Origin of the sequence: Flavobacterium sp. UBA4854 (genome assembly GCF_002399805.1) — a bacterium.
Classification (GTDB): Bacteria; Bacteroidota; Bacteroidia; order Flavobacteriales; family Flavobacteriaceae; genus Flavobacterium; species Flavobacterium ginsengisoli.
Genome location: NZ_DHEI01000018.1, coordinates 47,992 through 54,516 on the forward strand (window position 1 = coordinate 47,992; position 6,525 = coordinate 54,516).

The window sequence follows — 6,525 nt, forward strand, 5'->3', positions numbered from 1 at the left end:
TTTCGGTTTCAAAATAGAATAAAAGACAAAAAACTAACGAAAAACTCAATTATTGACCTTAAAAACCAAACGAAGAAGCATGAATTATTAACCAAACAAGCATAAGAACCGAGCCGAATGTCTCGCAAAAAACAGCACTAACATTCTAAGACGAAAAAAGAGCATTTCTGAGGTCAACAATTTAACTGTGCTTCATGCAGGATTATCTGTAAAGCATAAAAAACTACAAAACACACAACACAACACAACACAACAAATACAAAAAACAAACGCAATGAAGCTATCTTTTGGAAAAAAACGCAAAACCTTTTTACTTACTCTTACTGCATTATTTTTTATTAGCAATATTGCATTTTCTCAAGACGATCAGCGATGGCAAATTAATAGTGATGGTACAATTTCTTGGCAAATAAACAATGCTATTCCGCATGATGACCATATCGAAATGAGCGGTAAAAAAATCTCGTGCGTTTTAAGATACGGCGTAGCAGCAGATGGTTCTTTTCATGCTACTCGAAGTTTGATCTGGCCAATGCTCAGAACTGTTCCTAACAATACACATGCAAGTTTTACACGTCAATTTGCTCAAGATGCTTTTGATCTTGTAACTGTAAATTACAAACCAATTACGGAAGAGAAAACAGTTTCGATAACTCTTAACGGAACATTATTAATTAAAAGTAAAACCAATGCTCTTGAACTTACTAGACAATTTTTTCCTTCGACAGCATTGGCAGGCTACAATGAAATTTACACTATTAAAAACACTTCTGAAAAAAACTCCATCGTAGAAATTCCAAAATCAAATACGGTTTATACTTCAGATCCTACAAAAGGAACAGAAGGCAGCTACAAAATTCAGGTGCAATTATTTAATGACGGAAATTTTAATCTAAAGCCCAACGAAAGTGTTACTTTTTCTGTTTTTTATTCTGGCGTCAAAACAAACGAATCTTTTCCTGCTGTAAATGCCGAAGAAGAAAAAAACAAACGCATTGATTTGATCCGTGAAATTTGGAGCAAATTAATTTTGGAAACACCAGATCAAGTTTTAAATACTGAATTTGCTTTCGCGAAAATCAGAGCGGCTGAAAGTATTTTTGAAACCAAAAACGGTCCAATGCACGGTCCTGGAGGAGAATCGTATTACGCTGCAATCTGGGCAAACGATGAGGCTGAATATGTTGGTCCGTTCTTTCCTTATTTGGGGTATGAGTATGGAAATCAGGCTTCATTGAATGCTTATCTGCAATTTGCAAAATTCATGAACAAAGACTATAGATCGATTCCGAGTTCTATTGTTGCAGAAGGAACTGATATTTGGGCTGGCGCAGGAGATCGTGGTGATGGCGCAATGATTGCTTATGGAGCAGCTCGTTACGCACTTTCAAGGGGAAATGTAGATGAAGCAAAACAATTATGGCCATTAATAGAATGGTGTTTAGAATATTGTCGCAGAAAAATAAATGCTGAGGGCGTTGTCGCTTCAGATTCTGATGAACTAGAAGGACGTCTACCAGCTGGAAAAGCCAACCTTAATACTTCTTCTCTGTATTATGATGCATTAAACTCAGCAATTTATTTAGGGAAGGCTTTAGGAAAAAATGAAAGCCAGCTTAAAACGTATAAAACCGAAGCTGAGAAACTAAAGACTGCAATTGAAAACTATTTTGGCGCTAAAGTCGAAGGTTTTGAAACCTATAAGTATTATAAAGAAAATGATGTTTTAAGAGCTTGGATTTGCACACCGCTTACTATGGGAATTTATGATAGAAAAGATGGAACAATAGATGCTTTATTTTCTCCTAGATTATGGACTAAGGATGGTTTGGCAAGTATAGCGGGAGATAAAATATTTTGGGATCGATCTACTTTATATGCCCTAAGAGGAGTTCTTGCTGCTGGCGAAACAGATAAAGCACTTGATTTTTTACATTACTATTCTAACCGACGTTTATTGGGCGATCACGTTCCATATCCTGTAGAAGCTTATCCAGAAGGCGATCAGCGTCATCTTTCGGCCGAAAGCGGTTTATATTGCCGAATATTTACAGAAGGATTATTCGGAATTCGTCCGACAGGCTTACACAGTTTCGATTTTACGCCACGTCTTCCCAAAAATTGGTCTATTATGAAACTGAAGCGCATTCATGCTTTTGAACACGATTTTGATATTACAGTTGAAAGAGCTGGCAAAAACCTAAGGTTAAAAATAACTGATGGAAAAAAGCTAGCAATCAATAAAGTTATTAAAGATGGCACGACGATAAATATTAAGTTATAATTTTTTTTGAATTATTGTTTTTTAATACAAGCCTCCAAAATACATTTTTGGAGGTTTGTTTTTTTTAAAATAGTCTTTTACTCAGATATAAATCCCCTTAATCTGCAAAATCTGCGAGAGAAAAAAATAGTCAAAAATGCCTCTCGCAGATTTTACAGATATAACAGATTTCATACGTAAAGTATAGCTGAAAAGACGTACGGCAGTGCGTGTCTTCAGAATATTGGGACAATAATAGCAAATCTCTATTTCAAAGCCTTAAATAATATTTCCACAGGATGCTGTGCTTTTCGTCCTGTTCCATCTGCAATTTGATGCCTACAGCTTGTTCCTGGAGCGGCAATTAAAGTAGCGCTTTCTTCTGTCCTAATTGTCGGAAACAAAACCAGTTCTCCAATTTTCATCGAAATATCATAATGCTCTTTTTCATAACCAAACGAACCTGCCATTCCGCAACAACCACTTGGGATATTTAAAACAGTATAGTTCTTTGGCAATGAAAGTATCTTTTTAAGTGGCACTAAAGACGATAAACTTTTCTGAAAACAATGTCCATGCATACGCACTCTTTCTGTCTTTTCTGTAAAACTAGTAGGAGAAATACGTTTAGCTTCCAATTCTTTAGCCAAAAACTCTTCAATTAAAAAAGTTTTCGTTGCAAATTGTTTTGCTTTTTCTTTGAGATCACCACGACACAAATCAGGGTATTCATCGCGAAAACTTAATATTGCAGAAGGTTCAATTCCAATTAAAATTCCATTGGTTGAAATTGCTACTTCAAAGTCTTTTGTATTTTGTTCTGCAATTTCTCGTGCTTCTTTTAGCATTCCTTTTGACAAATAAGTTCTTCCGCTTATTCCAATTTTAGGAATCTCAACTTTATAACCTAATCTGTTTAAAAGTTTTACAGCGGTTTGTCCTATTTCGACATCAAAATAATTCAGAAATTCATCATTATACAAATACACAATTCCATTATTAAAATCACCAATTTGGCTATAGCTTTTCATCCATTTGTCAAAAGTAATTTTATGCATTAAAGGCAATTGTCTTTCTAGGGCAAAACCAGTTCCTCTTTTAATCCAATTTCCTAGAATTCCTTTCGTAGATAAATTGTATAGCCACGGAGCTGAGGCGAATAATTGATTTATTTTTGGCGTATTTCCAATTAGTTTAGATCTAAATTTTACGCCGTTTTTATCCTGATACTGCTGTAATGTTTCGGCTTTCAATTTTGCCATATCAACATTTGAAGGACATTCTGATTTGCATCCTTTACAGCTTAAACATAAATCCAAAACGTCAAGCAAATTTTCATCATCAAACCGATTTGCTTTCGTTGAGTTTGTAATAGTCTCTCTAAGCATATTGGCGCGCGCTCGAGTCGTATGTTTTTCGTCTCGAGTTGCCATATAACTTGGACACATTGTTCCGCCACTTTTTTCTGTTTTTCTGCAATCTCCAGATCCGTTGCACATTTCGGCGGCACGAAGAATTCCGTTATGATCTGAAAAATCAAAATACGTTTCAGGCATTGGCGTATCTTGACCTGCTTTATATCGTAGACTTGTATCCATTGGTGGCGTATTCACAATTTTTCCAGGATTGAAAACACCCCAAGGATCCCAAACATTTTTTATCTGAATAAATAGCTGATAAATTTCATCTCCAAGCATCAACGGAATAAACTCTCCACGAAGTCTTCCATCACCATGTTCACCACTTAAAGAACCTTTGTATTTTTTAACCAAATGCGCTATATCTGATGCAATAGTTCTAAAAAGAGCCGTTCCTTCTTTGGTTTTTAAATCTATAATCGGACGCAAATGCAATTCGCCAGTAGCGGCATGCGCATAATGTACACAGTTTAAATTTCTTTCTTTTAAAATCGCATTAAAATCTGCTATAAAATCAGGCAAATCATTTACGTCTATGGCTGTATCTTCAATTACCGCAACTGCTTTTGCATCTCCTGGAATATTCGATAATAAGCCTAATCCAGCTTTTCTTAATGCCCAAACTTTATTGGTGTCTTCACCATACACAATTGGGAAATGATAACCTAGATTTTTAGATCGCATTAAAGCTTCCATCTCTTCTGCAATCTTCTCGATTTCTTCTTGCGAATCTCTCAAAAATTCGACAGCCAAAATAGCCTGAGGATCACCTTTCACAAAAAAGCGATTTTTGCTTTGTTCTATATTTTCTTTGGTACATTCTAAAATATAGTGGTCAATTAATTCCACACTATCAGGATTAAACTTCAATGCTTCAATATTCGCTTTTAAAGATTCATGAATGCTTTCGAAATGAACGCAAATCAATGCTGAAAAAGGTTTTAAAGCACCAACCAGATTTAATTTTATCGCTGTCGAAAAAAACAAAGTTCCTTCAGATCCTGCAATCAATTTACAGAAATTAAACTTTTCTGAGGAATCTATAAAAGGCGAACTATCGGCCAATAAATCTAAAGCGTAACCTGTATTTCTTCTTGGAATTGTTTTTTTAGGAAAATTGACGTCAAATAAATTTCTATTATTTTCAGATGAAAGTATTTCTTTCGCTTGAACATAAATTGCTTGTTCTAATGTACTAACAACATTAATTCCGTTACATTTATCTTCAAATTCAGCATTTGTTAAAGCGCCAAAAACGACTTCATTTCCATCTGCCAGAAAACCTTTTATTTCAAGAACATGCTCACGCGTTGATCCATATACAACAGAACGTGCTCCACAGGCATTATTTCCAACCATTCCGCCAATCATGCAGCGATTACTGGTAGAAGTTTCTGGTCCGAAAAAAAGTCCGTACGATTTCAAATAAAGATTCAGTTCATCACGAATTACACCTGGTTCAACCCAAGCCGATTTTTCGCTTTGATTTACCGAAATAATCTTAGTAAATTCTTGTGAAATATCTACAACAATGCCATTTCCAACTACTTGTCCTGCAAGCGAGGTTCCGGCTGCACGCGGAATAATACTGCTTTTGTTTTCTTTAGCAAAAAGAATAATTTTTTGAATGTCTTCTTTCGTTTTCGGAATGGCAACAGCTAAAGGCATTTCTTTATATGCACTTGCGTCTGTAGCGTAAAGCAGGCGCATCGTACGATCGTAAAACAATTTACCTTCCAATTGTTTTTCTAGAACTTCAAGATTAAAAGAACTCTTATCAAGAATATTATTATGCTCCATTTTTTTATTTTTATTGTACGCAAATTCTCTTCTATCAAAATGATAAAAGGGAAAGAAACTAGGAATAATTTGGGTTTACTTAAATCCTTGTACAGAATTTATTAAAGCTTCCGTCGATTCTGCAACGGAAGCTTTTTTATTTTGATAGAAAATTTTCTATAATTCGCTTAATGCGACATCTAATAATTCGACCAATTCATCAGCATTTTGTTTGTTGAATGGCATTGGCGGTTTTATCTTTAAAACATTATGCAAAGGTCCGTCTGTACTCAACAAATAGCCTTTTGCTTTTAGTTTTTCAACAACAATATCAATTTCAGGAATAGCTGGTTCCATCGTAATTCTATCTTTTACCATTTCTGCACCAATAAACAAACCATGCCCTCGAACATCACTTATAATTGGGTATTTAGCCATTAAGACTTTTAATCCATCCATCAAGTAATTTCCAGTTTCTAGAGCATGCTTTTGCATTTCTTCTTCTTGAATTACATCTAAAACTGCCAATCCTGTTGTCATTGAAACAGGATTTCCTCCGAAGGTATTGAAATATTCTAATCCGTTGTTGAAGGCTTCTGCAATTTCCTCAGTAACAATCACAGCTGCAAGCGGATGTCCGTTTCCTATTGGTTTTCCTAAAACAACAATATCAGGAACGACATTTTGCAATTCGAATCCCCAGAAATGATCTCCAATTCTTCCAAATCCAACTTGAACTTCGTCTGCAATACAAACACCTCCTGCGGCACGAACATATTGATAAACTGTTTTAAGATAATTTTCTGGCAACGGAATTTGTCCTCCAACTCCCAACAAAGTTTCGCAAATAAATACTGCTGGCGCTTTGTGTTCGTTTTTTAAATCTTCAATAATTCTTTGCACATCGGCAGCATATTTTTCTCCGGCTTCAGTATCTCCATATTTATACGGTCCACGATACAAATCTGGATTAATTGCTTTATGAATCCAAGGCATTTGCCCTGAACCGCCTTTGCTGTCAAATTTATACGGACTCATTTCCATTGCAACTGTCGAAGTTCCGTG

Annotated in this window: 3 protein-coding genes; 1 reads left to right on the forward strand and 2 read right to left on the reverse strand. The window is 35.4% G+C overall.

Annotated features, from left to right (window positions below; genetic code table 11):
• The first annotated feature begins 274 nt into the window (after positions 1-274).
• Positions 275-2,284, forward strand: coding sequence for a hypothetical protein (locus B3J44_RS02055; protein ID WP_286965379.1), 2,010 nt, complete (start codon positions 275-277; stop codon positions 2,282-2,284).
• A gap of 245 nt (positions 2,285-2,529) precedes the next feature.
• On the opposite strand, the gene B3J44_RS02060 is transcribed toward B3J44_RS02055, so the two are convergent.
• Positions 2,530-5,481 (reverse strand): FAD-binding and (Fe-S)-binding domain-containing protein, encoded by a 2,952-nt coding sequence (locus B3J44_RS02060; RefSeq protein ID WP_286965381.1) that lies wholly within the window; start codon positions 5,479-5,481, stop codon positions 2,530-2,532.
• Between the two features lie 156 nt (positions 5,482-5,637).
• The coding region (locus B3J44_RS02065; protein ID WP_286965383.1) for an aminotransferase class III-fold pyridoxal phosphate-dependent enzyme at positions 5,638-6,525 on the reverse strand (888 nt) is incomplete at its 5' end.

Coding starts and splice junctions, on each gene's coding strand:
- B3J44_RS02055 (WP_286965379.1), top strand. CDS start 275: ATGAAGCTATCTTTTGGAAAAAAACGCAAAACCTTTTTACTTACTCTT.
- B3J44_RS02060 (WP_286965381.1), bottom strand. CDS start 5,481: ATGGAGCATAATAATATTCTTGATAAGAGTTCTTTTAATCTTGAAGTT.